This is a genomic window from Arcobacter roscoffensis (genome assembly GCF_024267655.1).
GTDB classification, from domain to species: domain Bacteria; phylum Campylobacterota; class Campylobacteria; order Campylobacterales; family Arcobacteraceae; genus Arcobacter_B; species Arcobacter_B roscoffensis.
Genome location: NZ_CP100595.1, coordinates 299,272 through 318,268, shown reverse-complemented (window position 1 = coordinate 318,268; position 18,997 = coordinate 299,272). Strand labels below are relative to the sequence as shown.

Annotated in this window: 20 protein-coding genes; 9 read left to right on the top strand and 11 right to left on the bottom strand. The window is 29.4% G+C overall.

From position 1 onward, the window contains the following. The first annotated feature begins 24 nt into the window (after positions 1 to 24). The 4 genes from NJU99_RS01585 (at position 25) to leuB (ending at position 4,022) form a co-directional block, all read left to right on the top strand. Positions 25 to 1,320, top strand: coding sequence for a sensor histidine kinase (locus tag NJU99_RS01585; protein ID WP_254576983.1), 1,296 nt, complete (start codon positions 25 to 27; stop codon positions 1,318 to 1,320). A gap of 2 nt (positions 1,321 to 1,322) precedes the next feature. Beyond that, a complete protein-coding gene (locus NJU99_RS01580) occupies positions 1,323 to 2,081 on the top strand; it encodes a response regulator transcription factor (protein WP_254576982.1) in 759 nt (252 codons plus the stop codon). Positions 2,082 to 2,148: 67 nt separating this feature from the next. Beyond that, on the top strand, positions 2,149 to 2,943 hold the full coding sequence (locus NJU99_RS01575; protein WP_254576981.1) for an SDR family NAD(P)-dependent oxidoreductase: 795 nt from the start codon (positions 2,149 to 2,151) through the stop codon (positions 2,941 to 2,943). A gap of 11 nt (positions 2,944 to 2,954) precedes the next feature. Beyond that, a complete protein-coding gene (leuB, locus tag NJU99_RS01570) occupies positions 2,955 to 4,022 on the top strand; it encodes a 3-isopropylmalate dehydrogenase (protein ID WP_254576980.1) in 1,068 nt (355 codons plus the stop codon). Between the two features lie 20 nt (positions 4,023 to 4,042). On the opposite strand, the gene NJU99_RS01565 is transcribed toward leuB, so the two are convergent. Both NJU99_RS01565 and NJU99_RS01560 read right to left on the bottom strand, forming a co-directional pair. After that, positions 4,043 to 4,903: a prephenate dehydratase gene (locus NJU99_RS01565; RefSeq protein ID WP_254576979.1), complete on the bottom strand. Its 861-nt coding sequence runs from the start codon at positions 4,901 to 4,903 to the stop codon at positions 4,043 to 4,045. An 81-nt stretch (positions 4,904 to 4,984) separates the two neighbouring features. Beyond that, positions 4,985 to 5,935, bottom strand: coding sequence for a ketopantoate reductase family protein (locus NJU99_RS01560; RefSeq protein WP_254576978.1), 951 nt, complete (start codon positions 5,933 to 5,935; stop codon positions 4,985 to 4,987). 81 nt (positions 5,936 to 6,016) lie between these two features. Here NJU99_RS01560 and maf point away from each other — a divergent pair, with 81 nt between their 5' ends. The 3 genes from maf (at position 6,017) to NJU99_RS01545 (ending at position 8,183) form a co-directional block, all read left to right on the top strand. After that, positions 6,017 to 6,562 (top strand): septum formation inhibitor Maf, encoded by a 546-nt coding sequence (maf, locus tag NJU99_RS01555; RefSeq protein ID WP_254576977.1) that lies wholly within the window; start codon positions 6,017 to 6,019, stop codon positions 6,560 to 6,562. Positions 6,563 to 6,572: 10 nt separating this feature from the next. Then, positions 6,573 to 6,767: a hypothetical protein gene (locus NJU99_RS01550; protein WP_254576976.1), complete on the top strand. Its 195-nt coding sequence runs from the start codon at positions 6,573 to 6,575 to the stop codon at positions 6,765 to 6,767. Positions 6,768 to 6,830: 63 nt separating this feature from the next. After that, positions 6,831 to 8,183: a L,D-transpeptidase family protein gene (locus NJU99_RS01545; RefSeq protein ID WP_254576975.1), complete on the top strand. Its 1,353-nt coding sequence runs from the start codon at positions 6,831 to 6,833 to the stop codon at positions 8,181 to 8,183. Between the two features lie 16 nt (positions 8,184 to 8,199). Here the strand turns inward: NJU99_RS01545 and NJU99_RS01540 are convergent, their stop codons facing one another. From NJU99_RS01540 to gap, 9 genes are all read right to left on the bottom strand, one after another. Continuing rightward, the gene (locus tag NJU99_RS01540) at positions 8,200 to 8,670 is read right to left on the bottom strand and encodes a hypothetical protein (protein ID WP_254576974.1); all 471 of its coding nucleotides are present in this window, start codon (positions 8,668 to 8,670) and stop codon (positions 8,200 to 8,202) included. Then, positions 8,670 to 10,472 (bottom strand): 1-deoxy-D-xylulose-5-phosphate synthase, encoded by a 1,803-nt coding sequence (dxs, locus tag NJU99_RS01535; RefSeq protein ID WP_254576973.1) that lies wholly within the window; start codon positions 10,470 to 10,472, stop codon positions 8,670 to 8,672. The genes NJU99_RS01540 and dxs overlap by 1 nt, the downstream gene beginning before the upstream one ends. 13 nt (positions 10,473 to 10,485) lie before the next feature. Further along, the gene (gene hisC, locus NJU99_RS01530; protein ID WP_254576972.1) at positions 10,486 to 11,592 is read right to left on the bottom strand and encodes a histidinol-phosphate transaminase; all 1,107 of its coding nucleotides are present in this window, start codon (positions 11,590 to 11,592) and stop codon (positions 10,486 to 10,488) included. Positions 11,593 to 11,611: 19 nt separating this feature from the next. Continuing rightward, entirely contained in the window at positions 11,612 to 12,679 is a 1,068-nt protein-coding gene (pheA, locus tag NJU99_RS01525; RefSeq protein ID WP_254576971.1) for a chorismate mutase, read from the bottom strand. Between the two features lie 18 nt (positions 12,680 to 12,697). Beyond that, positions 12,698 to 13,906 (bottom strand): diaminopimelate decarboxylase, encoded by a 1,209-nt coding sequence (gene lysA / locus NJU99_RS01520; RefSeq protein WP_254576970.1) that lies wholly within the window; start codon positions 13,904 to 13,906, stop codon positions 12,698 to 12,700. 230 nt (positions 13,907 to 14,136) lie between these two features. Continuing rightward, positions 14,137 to 14,964 (bottom strand): enoyl-ACP reductase FabI, encoded by an 828-nt coding sequence (gene fabI, locus NJU99_RS01515; RefSeq protein WP_254576969.1) that lies wholly within the window; start codon positions 14,962 to 14,964, stop codon positions 14,137 to 14,139. 1 nt (position 14,965) lies between these two features. Then, the gene (locus NJU99_RS01510) at positions 14,966 to 15,676 is read right to left on the bottom strand and encodes a triose-phosphate isomerase (RefSeq protein ID WP_254576968.1); all 711 of its coding nucleotides are present in this window, start codon (positions 15,674 to 15,676) and stop codon (positions 14,966 to 14,968) included. Between the two features lie 68 nt (positions 15,677 to 15,744). After that, positions 15,745 to 16,941, bottom strand: coding sequence for a phosphoglycerate kinase (locus NJU99_RS01505; protein WP_254576967.1), 1,197 nt, complete (start codon positions 16,939 to 16,941; stop codon positions 15,745 to 15,747). A gap of 16 nt (positions 16,942 to 16,957) precedes the next feature. Further along, positions 16,958 to 17,950: a type I glyceraldehyde-3-phosphate dehydrogenase gene (gene gap, locus NJU99_RS01500; protein ID WP_254576966.1), complete on the bottom strand. Its 993-nt coding sequence runs from the start codon at positions 17,948 to 17,950 to the stop codon at positions 16,958 to 16,960. A gap of 89 nt (positions 17,951 to 18,039) precedes the next feature. Here gap and nadD point away from each other — a divergent pair, with 89 nt between their 5' ends. Beyond that, positions 18,040 to 18,579: a nicotinate (nicotinamide) nucleotide adenylyltransferase gene (gene nadD / locus NJU99_RS01495; protein ID WP_254576965.1), complete on the top strand. Its 540-nt coding sequence runs from the start codon at positions 18,040 to 18,042 to the stop codon at positions 18,577 to 18,579. 13 nt (positions 18,580 to 18,592) lie between these two features. Then, positions 18,593 to 18,916, top strand: a complete 324-nt coding sequence (rsfS, locus tag NJU99_RS01490) for a ribosome silencing factor (RefSeq protein ID WP_254576964.1) — start codon at positions 18,593 to 18,595, stop codon at positions 18,914 to 18,916. Positions 18,917 to 18,997: the final 81 nt, after the last annotated feature.

Below are 18,997 nucleotides of genomic sequence, written 5' to 3'. Positions count from 1 at the left end.
CAAATCTATAATAAGAGCAGTAAAATGGGAAGAGTTAAGAACTATATTTTAAATAATAAATCCATACCAACAAAGTTTTCATTAACATATATACTAATAGGAGCTGTTGGTATTTTGTTTATTGATAGACTTGTAAGTGAGTTTTCAAAGTATCATTCTTTAAGTAAGGAAGGGCCTTTAACTTTTGGAATTTTATTTTTAATTGCAACTGGAATAATTTTATTTATCATGCTAAATCATATGCAAAAAGTTGTTTCAAGAATTGAGGCTTCATACAAAGAGTTAAAAGATAAAGATAAAGAAAGGCTTGTTCCTTATGAGTTTGCATTGAACAACTCTATTGATGCTATATACTGGTTTACATTAGATGCGAAATTCATTTATGTAAATGAAGCTGCTTGTAAAATGATAGGAAGAAGTAAAGATGAATTCTTAAATCACATGTATTTAGAAGATATGGACCCAAATTTTGATAGGGAAACTGCAAAAGAGTGTATGTATAATATCTACCATCATAAAAATTGGAGATTAGAAACTACACAAATTAGAAAAGATGGAACAATTTTCCCTGTGGAAGTTTCAGGTCATGGCTTTACACATAATGGAAATGAATATATTTGTGCTTTTTCAAGAGATATGACACAAAGACAAGAATACAGAACAAAAATCACTAAAATGAATCAAGAATTACAAAAGTCAGTTGAAGAAAAAGATATATTACTAAAAGAGATTCATCATAGGGTAAAAAACAATATGGAGATAATATCTTCCTTATTAAACATGCAAGAGAGACGAACAAAAGATAGAGATATGATTTATATCTTACAACAAAGTAGAAGTAGAATTCATACTATGGCTTTAGTTCATGAGTTTTTATATTTAGGTGAAAACCTTGCATATATAAATCTCAAAAACTATATAAAAAGACTTGTTGATGATATAAAAGAGTTATATATTTCTCAAAATACGACTTTAAATGTAGAAGTATATATTGATAACTTAAGTTTTTCTACAAATAGGTGTATTCAAATAGGAATGGTTTTACATGAACTTTGTGTAAACTCTTTAAAACATGCCTTTCAAGAAGATAGAGATAATTTACTTTGTATTCATATGAAAAAAAACAAAGATACTATACATGTAAAAATCCGTGATAATGGAGATGGACTTGAAGATATAGACTCACTATATAAAAGTGATTCAATAGGAATGCAACTTATCCACTCAATTATTGAAGATCAACTTGATGGAACTATTGAGTTTAAGAATAATAACGGCTTAGAGTGTAATATAATTTTTTCTAAGGATGAGGGAGAGTAATTATGAGCAAAATTGAAATTTTAATTGTTGAGGATGAATCAATAATTGCACTAAATCTAAAAGAAACACTACATGAATTAGGATATAAGGTTTGTGGAGTTGCTCCAAATAGATGTAAAACTATAGCTTTATTAGAAAAAGGTGCTAAACCTGACTTGATTTTAATGGATATTTATCTAAAAGGTCCAACTACAGGAATTGAACTTGCTAAAGAGTTAAAAAACTCAATTCCTGAGGTACCTGTGGTTTTTCTTACAGCTAATTCAGAAATAAAAACTATAAAAGAAGCTTCTCAAACTTTAGCATATGGATATATAATCAAACCATATAAAAAACAAAGCTTACATGCAGCTATTGAAGTGGCTCTTAGTAAAGCAAAAGAAGATAATGAAAAAATCAAAAAACTAGATGCTGTTGAAAATATAAACAAAACTTTAGAGCATCAATTATCTTTAAATAAAGAACAAAACCATAGAACAATACAACTTAAATATGGTTATCTTTATGATAAAGAAGTTGAAGTTTTATATTATGGAGATGAACCTATAAAACTAACTTCTAAAGAGAAAAAGATTATTGATTTACTTTGTAGAAGTGCTGGGCAATTTGTATCGCAAGAACAAATGGAGTATGCAATTTGGCAAGATGAACCAGCTGGCTATGCTGCTTTTAGGTCTGTTTTATTTAGGCTTAGAAGTAAAATACATAAAGATTTAATAGTAAATCAAAATAACTCAGGTTATAAAATAGAACTATTTTAAATAAACTGCGATAATAATACGATTAAATTCTACTAAGATGCCTTTATTTTTATAAAGGAGTATTAGTATGGATTTAAAGCTTGAAAATAAAACTGCTCTTGTTACAGGTTCAACTTTAGGTGTTGGTTTTGCAACAGCTAAAAAACTATGTGATGAGGGTGCTTATGTTTATATAAATGGACGAAATGAACAAAATGTTCAAGAAGCTATCAAAAAAATAAAATCTTATAACAAAAATGCAAAAGTTGAGGGAATAGTTGCTGACCTTTCAAGTAAAGAAGGCTGCGATAAACTAATAAAACAACTATCAAAAGTAGATATTCTAATCAATAACCTTGGAATTTTTGAGCCAAAAGAGTTTACAAGTTTAGAGGAAGAAGATTGGCTTAGTATGTTTAATACAAATGTAATGAGTGGAGTAAGACTATCTCAATCTTACTTACCTTCTATGCTAAAGCAAAATTGGGGAAGAATTATCTTTATTTCAAGTGAATCAGCTTATCAAATACCAAAAGAGATGATTCACTATGGTATGAGTAAAACTGCACAATTATCAATCGCTAGAGGAATAGCTGAGCTAACAGCTGGTACCAATGTAACTTCAAACTCTATCATCATAGGACCTACAAAATCAGAGGGTGTTACTACTTTTTTAAATGATTATGCAAAACAAATGAACTTCACTTTTGAGCAAATGCAAGAAGACTTTTTTAAAAATATACGACCAACATCGCTACTTAAAAGATTTACAGAAGTAGATGAGGTATCAAATATGATTGTTTATACAGCAAGTCCAATATCAAGTGCTACAAATGGTGCAGTTTTAAGAGCTGATGCGGGTGTAGTTCAAAGTGCAATATAAAAGGAGAATATGTGAAAAATTATAATATATCATTAATCAAAGGTGATGGAATTGGTGTTGAAATTATAAATGAAGCTGTAAAAGTTTTAGATGCAGTTGCTAAAAAATGTAATTTTAACTTAGAATATAAAGAGTATCTAATGGGTGGAGTAGCCATTGATAAAATAGGTCACCCTCTTCCAAAAGAGACAGTTGATGGGGTTTTAAAATCTCATGCTTGTTTATTTGGTGCTATTGGTGGTGAAAAATGGGATAACTTACCTAGGCATCTAAGACCTGAGTCTGGACTTTTAAAATTTAGAGAAGAGTTAGGAGTATTTGCAAACTTAAGACCTGCCATTGTTTATGATGAACTTACAAATGCCTCAACACTAAAGCCTGAGATCATAAAAGGCTGTGATATTATGGTTGTAAGAGAGTTAATTGGTGGTATATATTTTGGTGAACCAAAGCAAAATGATGGACAAAAAGCCTTTAATACAATGGTTTATACAAAAGAAGAAATCCAAAGAATCGGAAAAACTGCCTTTGAGCTTGCCATGAAAAGAGATAAGAGATTATGTTCTGTTGATAAATCAAATGTTTTAGAGGTATCTCAACTTTGGAGGTCAACTATGATTGAGTTATCAAAAGAGTATCCTGAAGTTAAACTTTCTCATATGTATGTAGATAATGCAGCTATGCAATTAGTGCGAAACCCAAAACAATTTGATGTAATAGTTACAGGAAATATTTTTGGAGATATTTTAAGTGATACAGCTTCAATGGTTGTAGGTTCAATTGGTCTTCTTCCTAGTGCTTCAACTGGAAATAAAACATCAGTTTATGAACCTATTCATGGTTCTGCTCCTGATATTGCAGGACTTGGAATAGCAAATCCAATTGCTACAATTGAGAGTGCAGCTATGATGCTTAAATATTCACTAAATGAAGAAGAAGCCTCAAACATAATACAAGAAGCTATTAAAGATGTACTAAAAGATGGATATAGAACTAAAGATTTAGCATCTTTTGATGCAAAAGAGGTTTTAAGTACCTCACAAATGGGAGATATTATAGTTGAGTATATCAACAAATAAAATGAAGCTATTGCTTCATTTTATAAATTATTTAACTCACACATTTTATCTCTATACTCATGTCTTTCATAGACACCAATAACTTTCAATTCTTCCACAAAAAACCTCAGTTCATCAAGGGCTAATTGCAGTCTTTTTTCATCCGTATGTCCATATAAATCCACATGAAACTGAGTTGAATACATACTTCCAATACCTGAATAACTCTCTATTTTGATTAAATCAATTCCATTTGTAGCAAAACCACCAAGGGCTTTATAAAGTGCTGCTGGTATATTTCTCATACTAAATATAAGAGATGTTATATATGCTTTGTTTTCTTCAAACTTAGGTATTTTTGATTCTTTTGATAAAACAATAAACCTAGTAACATTTCCAGCATAATCTGAAAACTTCTCTTTTACAATCTCTAAGTTATAAATCTTTGCAGCTAGAGTTGAGGCTATTACAGCATGGCTTTTATCATTTGTTTGTTCTAACTTCATAGCAGAACCTGCTGTATCAAATTCTGATATTGCTTTTAGGTTTAAGTCTTTTATATTATTCATACATTGAGCTAGAGCTTGTGGATGAGAAGATACTGTTTTTAACTCATCTAGTTTATATCCTTTTACAGCTATCAAGGCATGCTCTATTGGATGAAAATATTCATCTATTATATTTAATTGCATTTTAGGAACAAGCCTATAAATCTCTTCAACTCTACCAGCTGATGAGTTTTCAATAGGAATAACTCCAAAATCTGCCTTTCCCTGTTCTACTAGTTGCATTGATTCCAAAAAAGAATCAGATGCTATAAATTTTGAGTTAGGGAAAAGTTTACTACTTGCAAGATGAGAATATGCTCCCTCAACACCTTGATATACAACTGTTTTATTCATTAAATTCCTTTTTCTTATGACTAATTATATCTATGAAATACTAACTTAAAAAATCAAGCGATTTTTTTGCGATTTTTAGTTTTACTTATTTCTTTGTCTATTGTATGTAAACTCTAAAAGCGTAGAAATAGTTCTAGTATAAGGTGCATCAAGTCCTTGTTTTTCACAATTTTTTATAACAACTCCACAAATTTGCTCTAATTCTAAATCTCTATTATTCTCTTTATCAACCCACATAGATGGTTTTACAGATTGAAATTTTGTATATAACTCAAACATTTTCTTAGCATCTTCTTGACTTAGGTTTACACCTACAGCATTTGAGGCAAGTGCTGCTTCACTCATAAGTCCATAGATAAGTTTTGAAGTTTTTTCATTTTTCATTAAAGGACCTGATTCTTCTTCTAGTAAGGCACATATTGCATTTACACCATTATTAACTATAAGTTTATTCCAAAGCTCTAACTTTATGTTTTCACAAATAATAGTTTTTGTTTGAGTTTTATCTAAAACAATTTTTAAGTTTTCTAAAAAGCTATTATTTTCTTCATTTGGATTTACTGCTCCTATTAAAGTTTCAACTCCCCCCTCACAGTGAACATGCCCAAGTCCTACTGTATGAGAAACAATAAGTCTTGTAAGTCCACCTATAACATACTCTTTATTATAATACTCTTCCATAATATCTTCATTATCAACACCGTTTTGAAGTGAAATATAGTAAGGTAGTGACTTTGCATTTTTAGTCCATAATGCAAGTTTTTGGGAGATAGACTCTGTACTCATTCCCTTTGTAGCAATAAATATAGCATCTATATCTTCAGGGCTATTATTAGATATAAACTCATCAAGACTATATGTATCAATATTATCTTCAATAGTATAATTTGGATGACTTACTTTCATTTTATTATTTTTAAGATATTCAAGGTTTTGTCCTCTTGCTATAAACTTAACATTACATCCTACATCATGTAAAATCATTCCATAAAAAGCACCTATTCCACCTGCACCTATTACAACTATGTTCATTATTTAATCCTATAAAATATTCAATTTTTAAAACTCTTATTATATACTAATAGAGTATAATTTAAATAAAAAAGGTTTAACTTGATAAGACTTGGTTCAAATTCTCCAACAAGAGCTCTAATACTTAAAAACTTTGGAATTGACTTTATTCAAAATGGAGGTGATTTTGATGAAGACTCTATCAAAACAACTAATCCTAAATCTTTTTGTTATGAAGCAACAAAAGGAAAGTTTGATGAACTTTATAAAAAGTACGGAGTTGATGATATGCCCTTACTTGTGGCTGACTCAGTTGTTACAGCCAATAATAAACTACTTAGAAAAGCAAAAGATGAAGCAGATGCAAGAGCTATGTTAGAACTTCAAAGTGGAAATGAAACCTCAGTTATTACTTGTATGATTTATAAATCAAAAGAAAAAGAGCTTATAGATATTAGTATTACAACTTATGAGTTTGATAAATTTGATAAAGAACATATGGATGAATATATCAAATCAGGTGAATGTTTTGGAAAAGCAGGAGCTATTATGGTTGAAGGCTTTTGCAAACCCTATATCAAAAATGTAAAGGGCTATGAAAGTACAGCCATGGGCTTATGTGCCCAAAAATTAATCGCATTTATGTAAAGGATAAAAAATGTATAAAAGCTTTAAATCTATAATTAAAAATCAAAAAGGTGCAATAGAAAATATTCTTGTAGCAATTTTATTAGTAATGATTGGAGTTGGAGCTTTTATAGCTTATTCTACATGGATGGAAAATCAAAATACAAATGTTAAAAATGAAACTACTAATGTGATAAGTAAAACTCTTAATGATACAAATAATTAGACAAATCTTAATTTAATAATATTTATATAAATTTATTGTAAAATAAAATCTTGAAAGGCTTACATGAAAATAAACACTTACATTTTTTTAATTACTATAATTATTGCTTTCACAGCTTGTAGTAATAAAACTGTTCAAAACCAATATGTTATAAATACTGATTATAAAGAAGATAAAAAAGTTCAAGAAATTGAAGAGAAAGTACTAAAAGATAAGATAAATATCTTAGATACTTTATCAAAAAAAGAAAAAGAGTTTTTAGAGATTTTAAAAAAAGATAGTTATTCTTCTTTATGTAGTCAAAAAGATTTTTATACAAAACTTGAAAAACTTGAAAGTAAAGAAGAAATATCTAAAAAATTAAAAGAGTTTTTCCCTATTTATGTTGAAAATCTTGAGAACTCATGTATTAACAAAGAGGCTTTTAAATCTGAGATTAAGAAAAATAAATATAAAGATTTGAAATACTCTTATGAATTTTATACAAAAAAAATAAATACTCAAAATATCATTAAAGAGTATGAGAAGCACAATGTTTCTATTAAAAGTATTTTAGACAATCATACTCCCTCACATCCTGATTTTTTTAAATTTATTTCTTTTAAAAATAGTTCTGATTTAAATAAAAAGCAAAAAGCTAGATTAAACCTAAATATTGAGAGACTTAAAGTTTTAAAAGACTATAAATCAAATGATTTTATTCAACTAAATATTCCATCATACAATTTTAGTTTATATGAAAATGGCAAAAATGTAAAAAGCTTTGGTACAGTTGTAGGTTCAAAGAAAAATCAAACGCCTATTTTATCAAGTAAACTATCTTATTTTATAGTTAATCCTACTTGGAATATTCCAAGTTCTATTGCTAAAAAAAGTATTATTCCTAAAGCTTTAAAAGATAAGAAGTTTTTAAAAAAGAAAAATATAGTAATTAGAGAAAAAAGATATGATTTAGATGCTAAAAAAGTAAAATTTAGTGAGGTGAAGTGGGATAAATATTTAAAAGAGGATGTTAAATATATTCCATATAAATTTATCCAACTTCCTTCAAAAACAAATGGAATGGGTAGAGTAAAGTATATGTTCAAAAATGACCATGCTGTTTATATGCATGATACTATTGGGTCATGGAGATTTAAAATTCCAAAAGAAAGTATTAGAGCTGTTAGTCATGGTTGTATTAGATTAGAGCACCCTATTTCTTTGATGAAACATATCACAAAAAAATATACTCCTAAAACATATAAAAGTGTGAGATATATCTATGACAATGAAAAAACCGATTCTATTAGTTTAAGTAAGAAGCTTCCTTTACATATTACATATATAACTTCTTATATAAAAGATGGGAAATTGAAATTTACTGATGATATTTATGGATATGATAAAATCCAAAAGTTAAATTATGAGATTTAAATAGGTAAACTATTACCTATTTAATTAAAGTTTTTATAGTAGTTAACATACCTGTGTGAAGATTGTAGTTTGCTACAGGAAAATCTAGATTGTCTTCATCTGTAAGATTTACTCTATAAGAGTTTAAATATTCACCTAAAATTTTCAAATCTATAGTTTTATACTCTGCATTTTTATAATCAGTTCTAAGTAAAGAGTTATTTTCATTTGATTGCTCTAGTATAAATGCCATTGTTCTTAAACATACTAAATCACACCATCTATAAAAAAAATCTTTATCAATCTGCTCTACTTTTCTTCCCTCAGGAGTAAAAAGTAAATTTTGATCTCTAAGTGGTAAAAGAACTGACAAAGTTGCATCCACATAAGGTAAGATTTTATCTTTCCAAAAATCCTCTTCTTCACTTTTATCTAAGGCTTTTTCATACTCTTCTAAAATCTCTTCTTTTGAAGCTGTTTTTAATAGCTCATCTAATGATATACTCATTATTTAACCTTTTTTACTAGTTGTTCAGGAAATAATCCTAATGACTCTTCTACTTTTTTTGTATCTCCATGATTTATAAAATCATCTTCATACTCAAATGAAGTAAGATTTACACATACTTTTTCTTCATTTAAAAACTCTAAAATTGCACTTCCAACTCCACCTTGTTTTTGCGAGTCACTAAATACATACCAATCATCATATTTACATGCTAAATCTTTTAAAGTCTCTTTATCAAGTGGTTTTACAAATCTTAAATCTAAAACTGCTATGTCTTCTTCATGTAAAGCCTCAGTTTTACATGCTCTTCCTACAGCTGCTCCATATCCAATAAATAATTTATTTGATTTTCCCTCTTTTAAAAGTTGCGCTTTTCCTAATTCAAAAGTTTCACTTTTATAATTAGTTTCAATAAATGCACCCCTTGGGTATCTAATAGCACATGGCTTATCTAAAGTATATGAAAACTCTATTGCTTGATGTAATGTTTCATTATCTCTTGGAGCAAATAAAACCATATTTGGTATAAATCTTAAATATGAAATATCAAATGTTCCTTGATGTGTTTCACCATCATTTCCTACAATTCCAGCTCTATCTATTGCAAAAACTACTGGTAAGCCCATAAGACATACATCATGAATTATTTGATCAAAACCTCTTTGTAAAAATGTTGAATAAATTGTTACAAATGGCTTAAACCCCTCTTTTGCCATAGCTGCCATTGAAGTAACAGCGTGTTGTTCAGCAATTGCTACATCCCAAAATCTATCAGGAAATTTATCCATAAGCTTATTTATTCCTGTACCACTTGGCATTGCTGCTGTAATTCCAACAACATTTTCATGTTTACAGGCTAAATTTACAAGTGCATCTGCAAATACAGCAGTTGCTGCTTTTGGAGCTTCTTTTTTTACAAAAGCCCCATCTTCTACATTAAAAGGACCTACTCCATGCCAGTGTTCATGTTGCCCCTCAGCTACTTTATAACCTTTTCCTTTTACTGTTCTTGCATGAACAATTACAGGCTTTTTCATAGCTTTTGCTATTTGTAAAGTATCAATTACTTCTTCCAAATTATGTCCATCAATAGGCCCAATATAATCAATACCCATCTCTTCAAACAAAATTCCAGGAGTAATAAGCTTCATAGCTTCTTCCATTCTCTTAGCTATATAAGTAGTACCTTCTGGCATATTTTTCTTTATAAAGTTATCAACTTTACCTTTGAAACCTTGGTAGTATTTACCTGCTAAAAGCTTTGAAAGGTACTTTGATATTGCACCTATTGGCTTGGCTATTGACATTTCATTGTCATTTAAAATAATAACAACAGGAAGTTTCAAATCACCTAATTCATTTAGTGCTTCATAAACCATACCAGCTGTCATTGAACCATCACCTATCATCACAACAGGCGTTCTATCTTCTTTTTTAAGCTGTATTGATTTAGCAGCACCAACTGCTAATGATATAGATGTTGAGCTATGTCCTGCTACAAAATAATCAGCAGGAGATTCTTTTGGTTTAGTAAAACCACTTAAACCTTCAAACTGTCTAATAGTTTCAAACTCTTCCCATCTTCCAGTTAATAGCTTATGAGGATAACACTGATGTGATACATCAAAAATAAATGGATCTTTATATGCATCAAAAACATAATGCATTCCAAGTGTTAATTCAACAGCACCTAATGTTGAAGAGAAATGTCCACCTTTTCTTGACACTACGTCAATAATTCTATCTCTAATTTTTTGAGATATGTCTTCTAACTCTTCTAATGATTTGTTTTTTACTTCCATAATAATATCTTATTTATTTATTTTCTTCTAATACCTCATCTAAGATACTAAAGACTTTTGTGTTCTGGCTTTGAGAACCAATTGTTATTCTAATTGCATTAACGCCATAACCAGTTAAATCTCTTACAATAACACCTCTTTTTAAAAGCTGTGTTGCTATTTCTTTTGAACTGTACATATCACCAAATTTTAAAGTAATAAAATTCGTATATGAATCAATATAATCAAAACCTTTTTGTTTTGCATAATCTTCATATCTTTTCATTTCTTCAAAGTTTAAAGCTATACAGCTTTGTACAAACTCTTCATCTTTTAAAGCCTCAATAGCAGCAGCTAGTGATAAAGTCGTAATATTAAATGGTGCTCTTAATTTATATAAAGTTTTAATAATCTCTTCATTAGCTACACCATATCCAACTCTCATTCCACCTAAAGCATAAGCTTTTGAGAAAGTTCCTAAATAAATTGCATTAGGAAATTTACTAATTAAATCTTTTGCATCAATCTTTTTATTTTCATCTTTAAATGAAGCATACTCTTGATAAGCTCCATCTACAACAACTAATGTATTTTCATCAACTGTTTCTAAAAATTTATAAACATCTTCTTTATCTAAACACTCTCCTAAAGGATTGTTAGGAAGACATAAGAAGATAATATCAGCTCCATGCTCTTTATACATTGCACTAAACTGTTCTAAATTATGCTCATCATCTTGTGTTTTTAAGATTTGACATCCTGTTTGCTTACCATATATTTCATACATAGCAAATGTTGTTTTAGACATTAACATTTTTGAGTTTTCATTACACTTAGCATGTACACAAAACTCTAAAATTTGATCACTTCCTGAACCAATAATTACATTTGACTCATTCACATCAAACTTTGATGCCAAAGATTCTTTTAGTTCAAACATAGAATCATCAGGATAAATAAACATATTTTTTGATAATTCTTGAATTTTTTGTGCAACTTTTGGAGATGTACCATATGGGTTCTCATTTGAAGCAAGTTTTATAATATCTTTTGGGTCAATACCATATTCTCTTACAACAAGCTCAATTGGCTTACCTGCTTCATATGTTGTCACATTTTCTAAAACTTTATTAAATTTCATTTTGCTTCCTGTGTTTTGATTAAATATCGTTTATTTCTTTTACATAAGATCCTAAAACTTTTATAGTATCTTTATGTTTTTCTAATATACCTTTAACATTTTCATCATCTTTATGACCATCAAAATCAATAAAGAAAATAGAATTACCATGTACAATATGTGATTTAATTTTTGTTAAGTTAATACCTGAATTATTAAAATCAGTTAGAAACTCAACTAAAGCCCCTTGTCTATCAGGAAATTCAACTAAAATTGATGTTTTATCATTTCCAGATTGTGCATTTTCAAAATCACTTATTATAAAGAATCTTGTTTTATTGTTATCTTTATCTTCAATATTTTCAAATAAGATTGGTAGATTATTAAGTTTTGCTCCAACGTGAGGACAAATAGCTGCACTAAATGGCTCTTTTGCTGCAAGTTTTGCAGCTTTTGTTGTTGATTCAATAGGAATTTGCTCAACCTCATCTAATCCAAAATTAGCTAAAAATTTTCTACACTGTTCAAAAGCAATATCTTTTGAATAAATTCTTTTAATGTCTTGTACCTTATCACATGTACTTGCAAAAGTATGGTGAATATCAAGAACAACTTCTGCAATAATTTTTAAGTTATACTTATTTAAGCAATTGATAGTATCTGTAACTATTCCATTTGAAGAGTTTTCAATAGGTACTACACCAAACTTTGCTTTTTTAGTATCTACTTCTCTAAAAATACCATTTATAGAAGCTATTGATACATATGAACTCATAGCACCAAATCTACCCTCAGCTGCTTGATGTGTAAAACTTCCCTCAGGTCCTAAGTATGCCACATTTTCAGGTAATTCTAAATTTCTAGAAATTGCAAATATTTCTAAGAAAAGTGCTTCAATAGCTGCTCTATTTAATTTTCCACTATTCATAGTTTCTAATCTATCAATAATCTCTTTTTCCCTTTCAGGTCTATAAATAGCTCCACCACTTTTTGCTTTCAGAACTCCTACTTGATGAACAACTTCCATTCTTTCATTTATAAGTTTTAAAAGTTCTTCATCAATACTATCTAGCTTATTTCTTAAGTCTAATAATCCATGCTCGTTCATTTGTACCCTTTTATTCTGCTATTTGATGTACTCTTCTTCTAAAGCAATTAAATCTTCAAAAGTCTCTCTTTTTCTAATTATTCTATCAACTCCATTTTCCACAGCAATTTCAGCTACTTTTCCTCTAGTATTATAATTAGAAGCCATTGTAAAACAATAAGCCCCTGCACTATAAATAGCAACTAAATCATTATGCTGTGTTTTTGGTAAGTCAATATTTTTAGCAAAAAAGTCACCACTTTCACAAACAGGACCTACTAAATTACAATCACTTAACTCTTTATTATCATTTAATACTTCAATTTTATGGTATGCATTATATAAAGATGGTCTAATTAAATCATTCATAGCCCCATCAACAATAACAAATCTTTTTTCACCATTTATTTTTTCATATAATACTTTAGTTACAAATACACCAGAGTTTCCAACTAAAAATCTTCCTGGTTCACACACAACAGTAATATCTAGACCAAATAAAGCTTCTAAAATTGATTGTGCGTATTCATTTGTATCAATAAGTTTTTCATCATCATATACGATACCTAATCCACCACCAACATCAAAGAAAGATAAATCAATCTTAATTGCTTCAAGATTTCTTACTAAATCAGCTACTAATTTAACTGATTCTTTAATTGGCTCTAACTCAGTTAACTGTGAACCAATATGACAATGAATACCACTTGGTTCTAAAGAGTCACTATTTTTACACTGAATATACATTCTTTTTGCTGTATCAATATCTACACCAAATTTATTCTCATGTAAACCAGTTGAAATATAAGGGTGAGTTTGTGGATCAATATTTGGATTAACTCTAATAGAAATCCTTGCAACTTTTCCTAACTCTTTAGCAATCACTTCAACTCTATCAAGTTCAGCTGCACTTTCAACATTAATCATTAAAATACCAAGTTCTAAAGCCTCTTTAATTTCACTATCAATTTTTCCAACTCCTGAAAAAATGATTTTATAAGGTTGAATACCTACTTTTAATGCTCTTTTAACCTCACCAATTGATACACAATCAGCCCCAGCACCTAAATTTGCTAAATGTTTAATAACAGATAAATTTGAATTTGCCTTAACCGCATAAGCTAAAAGAGATTTTCTAGCCTTAAAAGCCCCTTTTAGTTCTTCATATTGTGCCGTAATATGATCAAAATCATATACATAATATGGCGTTTGATACTTGTTTGCTAATTCTTTAAAATTTATATTCATACTCTTTTATTACCTATTCCTCTTTAAAATCTTAATTTAAAATTTCAATAAATTAAAAACTAAAACTTTTTTGTTTTGATAATTATAATTTAAATAAGTGGTAGAAAGTTATGATTTTGAGTAAAGACCAAGGCGGAAAGTAAATTTTGAGCAGGAGCTTACTTGTAGTAAGTGAGTGTTCAAAATTTACTTGACAACGTAGGTATTTGCCAAAAGCTTAAGCTTTATACTTACTTATCCGTGCCATTCCATGCAATTTCAGGTCTTCCATTTTCGTCAAATTTAACTGCTGGCATACCCATAACATTATAACCACAATCCACATAGTGAATTTCACCAGTTACGGCTGAACTTAAATCTGATAATAGATACATACCAGAATTTCCAACCTCATCAATTGATACATTTTTCTTTAATGGAGCATGAGCTTCATTCCATTTAAGCATAAATCTAAAGTCACCAATACCAGCTGCTGCTAATGTTTTAATAGGTCCAGCAGAAATAGCATTTACTCTAATTCCATCTTTACCTAAATCCTCTGCTAAGTATTTTGTAGTCATTTCTAATGCAGCTTTTGCTACACCCATTAAATTATAGTTAGGGATGTATTTAGCACCACCATAATATGTTAAAGTTAAAATTGAAGAGTTATCAGATAATAAAGGTTTTAACTCTCTTGTAACTTCAATTAGTGAGTAAACTGAAATATCCATAGCAACATCAAAAGCTTCTTTAGAAATATCATAGAATCTTCCTGATAATCCCTCTTTTGGAGCAAATGCAATTGAGTGAACAATAAAGTCAATTTGACCCATATCTTTTTCAATTGATTCTTTTAAAGCTTTAATCTCTTCTGGATTTGATACATCACAAGGATATACATAATCAGCACTTCCAAACTCTTCGGCAATTGGTTCAACTCTTTTCTTTAAAGAGTCATTTAAATAAGTAAATGCAATCTGAGCACCTTGAGCTGCACACTGTTTTGCAATACCATAAGCAATAGACTTATTATTTGCAACACCTAAAATTACACCTTTTTTACCTTTCATAAACATCTTATAAATCCTTTGTATTTTCTATAATTTGAATGAAGTCATCAACAATCCAAGAAGCAGTACCTATTAAAGCACCATCAACTCCATTTAGTGAGCAAATATCTCTTACATTTTCTACTTTTACAGAACCACCATATAAAAGTGGTTTATCAATTTTTGACTTAATTGCAGAGTGAACATCTGTGATATCTTCACTTGTAGCAGTAACTCCTGTTCCTATAGCCCAAACAGGCTCATAAGCTAAAACAAGTTTTTCATAGTTTATATTTATACCTTCAAATTGCTCATAAATATACTCTAATGTCTGCTCTAAGCCTTGTTCTTTTACTTCTAAAGGTTCACCTATACAATAAATTATTTTATATCCAAGGTCACTATAAAATGCAAATTTCTTTGCTATTTCATCTTGTGATTCACCTAAGATATGTCTTCTTTCACTATGACCAATTAAAATAGTATTTACATCAAATTCATCTAATTGTTGCGTTCCAATTTCACCTGTAAAAGAGCCTTTTTGTGTTGCATAAGCATTTTGTACACCAATATTTAGTGTTGATGTTATATCAAATTTATCAAGTGAAGTTGCTGTTGGGAAAATATATACTTCATTTGAAATATTGTTTGACACTAAATATTTATTTACTTCTTCAACAAAAGATGATGTAGTATTTCTTGTATGATTTGTCTTAAAATTACTAGCAATAATTGCCATAAAATTCCTTTTAAATTGGTTTCAATTTTTAAATAAAAATTGAAACCTTTTTTATTTTGTATTTTTTACTACTCTTCTATAACTAGTGCTTTTACACCAGGAAGAATTTTCCCTTCAATTAACTCAAGAGATGCTCCCCCACCAGTTGAAATAAATGTCATTTCATCTTCATCACCAGTAACTCTAACTAAGTCAGCAGTATCACCACCACCAACTACAGTTGTAGCATATGAAGAAGCTACTGCGTGAGAAATTTTTGTACTACCTTTAGCAAACTTATCCATTTCATAAACACCCATTGGACCATTCCATAAAATAGTATGAGCATCTTCAAGTGCTTGAGAAAATAAAAGTGCAGTTGCAGGTCCAATATCTAGTCCCATCCAACCTTTTGGAATTTCTTGTGTTGTTGTTGGTTTTGCAAATGCTTCTGCATCAAAAGCTTCTGCTGCTACAACATCAACAGGTAAATATAATTTTACACCAAGCTCTTTTGCTTCTTCCATAATTTTAATTGCCTCTGGAATTAAATCTTCTTCAACCAAAGAGTTACCTATTTCATAACCTTGAGCTTTTAGAAAAGTAAATGCCATTCCACCACCAATAAGAATTTTATCAACTTTTGGTACTAAGTTATATAAAGCTTCTAATTTTCCAGAGACTTTTGAACCACCTACAATAGATACAAATGGTCTTTTTGGTTCGTTTACAATATGATGGAAAAATTTAATCTCTTTTGCTAGTAAGAATCCTGCCGCTTTTGAATTAATATCAAAATGCTGAGCAATTCCCTCAACAGAAGCATGAGCTCTATGAGATACACCAAAGGCATCATTTACATAAATATCTGCCATTGAAGCTAGTTTAGCACTTAAAGCTTCATCATTTTTAGTCTCACCTGCTTCAAATCTCATATTTTCTAATAATAAGATTTCACCTGCTTCTAAAGATTTTGCCATAGAAATTGTTTCATCACAAACAATACCAGGAGCCATTTTAATCTCTTGCTTTAATAAAGTATGTAATCTTTTTGCAATTGGTTTTAAAGAGAATTTCTCTTCAAAACCATTTTTTGGTCTACCAAAGTGTGATGCTAAAATAATAGAACAATCATTGTCAATACAATATCTAATTGTATTTAATGCACTTCTAATTCTTCTATCATCAGTAATATTATTGTACTCATCCATTGGTACGTTAAAATCACATCTAATAAAAACTCTTTTATTAGCTACATCAATATTTTTAATTTCCTGTAATTTCATCTTCTTCCTTAACCTACTAGTTTGTTGCTACGTGAACACCCATATCTACAAGTCTAGTAGAGTATCCCCATTCATTGTCATACCAAGATAATACTTTTACCATATTTCCTTCGATTACTTGAATAGTATCTAAAGGAACTACAGTTGATAATTCTTCACCATTAAAGTCTGAACTTACTCTGTACTCTTCATCAACACCCAAGATTCCTTTTAAAGAACCAAGTGAAGCATCTTTAAATGCAGCTTGTACTTCTTCTAAAGTTGTCTCTTTTTTTAATGTTACTGTTAAGTCAACTAATGAAACATTTGGAGTTGGTACTCTAATTGCTTGACCATTTAACTTTCCATTTAAGTGTGGCATTACTTTTCCAATAGCTTTTGCAGCACCAGTACTTGCAGGTGTTAAGTTAGTAGCACCGGCTCTTCCTTTTCTTGGATCTTTTTTATCTTTTGCATCTAAAATAGGTTGAGATGAAGTATAAGAGTGAATAGTAGTCATTAAACCTTTTTCAATTCCATAAGTATCATCTAAAACTTTAGCAACAGGTGCTAAACCATTTGTAGTACAAGATGCGTTTGAAACAATAGCTTGACCTGCATAAGTATCTTCATTTGCTCCCATAACAAATGTAGGTGTATCATCTTTTGCTGGTGCAGACATTACAACTTTTTTAACTCCTGCATCAATATAAGCTTGACATTTCTCTTGTGTTAAGAATGCTCCCGTACACTCTAAAACAACTTCAGCACCATAATCAACAAAATTTAATTTTGCTGGATCTCTCTCAGATAATAGCTTTGCTTTGTCATTTCCAATACATACATAACCATCTTTAACTACAACATCTGCATTCCCATGTACAGTGTCATATTTTAAGTTGTATTGAATCATTTCTTCACTACCACTTGCATTAACAGCTACTAATTCAACATCATCTCTACTTGCTACGATCTTAGCAACACATCTTCCAATTCTACCTAATCCGTTAATTGCAACTTTAACAGCCATATTTTCCCTTTATTTAAATCTTAATGGTAGATATTTTATCCAAAAATTGCTATAATATTATTTAAGTAAATTATAAAGGTTTTAAATAGGTGCAACTAGCAGTATTTGGAGGCAGTTTTGACCCTGTTCATATAGCACATGTGAAGATTGTTGAACAAGCATTAAAAAGTTTAGAAATAGACAAAATTGTAGTGGTTCCTACGTTTTTAAACCCTTTTAAAACTAACTATCATTTAGAGCCTAATACAAGATATGAGCTACTAAAAAAAATATTTCAAAAAAACAAAAAAGTTGAAATTTGTGATTTTGAAATAAAACAAAATGAAGCAGTTCCTTCAATAAAAACTGTTAATTATTTAAAAAACTTATATAAACCATCAAAAATTTATCTTATAATTGGTGCTGATAATCTAAAAAGTTTAGAAAAATGGTACAAATTTGATGAATTAAACTCATTAGTAGAGTTTGTTGTAGCAACAAGAGATGGTTACGTAGACAATAAAATAGATAGTTATAAAGTTTTGAATATTGATATAAACATTAGTTCTTCAAAACTTAGGGAAGAATTTGACTTAAATTTTATTCCCTATCAGATAAAAGATGATATTATACATCATATAAAAACATGAAAAAAGGTAAACTTTGAACGAAAGAATTGAAAAGATAAAAGAAGTACTTGATGACAAAAAAGCTGAAAGTATAGAAGTTGTTGATTTAACAAATAAAGACTATATAGTTGATTACGTTGTAATAGCAACTACACTAAACCCTAAGCATGGTTTTGCATTATTAAACTACTTAAAAACTGAACTTAAGCCATTAGGTGAAGAGTTTGTTAGAGTAGATGAAAATGATGACTGGACAATTATTGATTTAGGTGATATGTTCATTAACTTAATGAATGAACAAGCAAGAACAAAATACTCTTTAGAAGAGTTCTTAAGCCAATTAGACGAAAAGAGATAAAAAAAGGAGAGTTAATTACTCTCCTCCTCTCATGATTTTACTATAATTAGATGTAGCTTCTTTTGCTCCACCCATATATCC